Origin of the sequence: Acidiplasma aeolicum (assembly GCF_001402945.1) — an archaeon.
Taxonomy (GTDB): Archaea; Thermoplasmatota; Thermoplasmata; order Thermoplasmatales; family Thermoplasmataceae; genus Acidiplasma; species Acidiplasma aeolicum.
Genome location: NZ_LKBG01000166.1, coordinates 1 through 933, shown reverse-complemented (window position 1 = coordinate 933; position 933 = coordinate 1). Strand labels below are relative to the sequence as shown.

Genomic DNA, 933 nt, shown 5'->3' with positions numbered 1-933 from the left:
GAATAATTTTACTGTATATATGGTAGATGCAAGGAAAACATTGCATTTAAGAAATATGATGAACCTTAATACTATTAAATCAGACAGTGAAGATGCACATGTTTTAGCGGCTACACCATGGCATGATCCCAGGTATATGGAATATACAGGGCATAATAGGTCTTCATTGTCTAATATTTCAAGGGAAAGGAATATTGTTGTTAAAAGTATTACTGCAATTAAAAATTATATATACAGCGACCTTGCAGCAATATTCCCTGAATTTATCAATTTATATGATATTGATTCCTCAACAGGAATGGCAATACTATATGAATATGCAACACCGTATAATATTGTAAATGCTGGTATTGACAATGTCATAAAAATAGTTAAAAAGGCAAGCAAGGGGCACTATAATATGGAAGATATCAATAAATTAATGGAAATATCTGAAAATAGCATAGGAATACCTGATGAAGATGGTGCATATAAATTCAAAATAAGGATGAATATTAATAGATTAAAGAATGAAATGAACAATTTAAAGGATATTGAAAAAGAGATTATAAATAAAAGCAATAATAATGAGGATGTTAAAAATATCAGCAATCTTAAAGGCATAGGAATAATAAACTCTGCAATAATAGTATCAGAAATAGGAAATATAGAGCAGTTCAAATCTCCATTGAAATTAGAATCATATGCAGGAAAGTGCCCTGATATAGAAAGTTCAGGTGGCAAAACGCATACTAAGGGAATAACACATGTAAGGAATAAATACCTTAGCAATGCTGTATATGAAAGTGCTATTTCATTAGTAATGAATAAAAATAAGGAATTCTATGATATATTCAACAGGGAAATAGGAAAAAAGAAATCCAATGTACAGGCGTATATAGCAGTTTCAAAAAGATTGTTATTCCATATATACAGCATTATGAAGAACCATAA

1 protein-coding gene is annotated in these 933 nt (G+C 29.5%); it reads left to right on the top strand.

What is annotated here, in order from left to right:
• Positions 1-933 (top strand): transposase (locus AOG54_RS04015; RefSeq protein ID WP_084795488.1); only part of this gene is annotated, 933 nt, incomplete at both ends.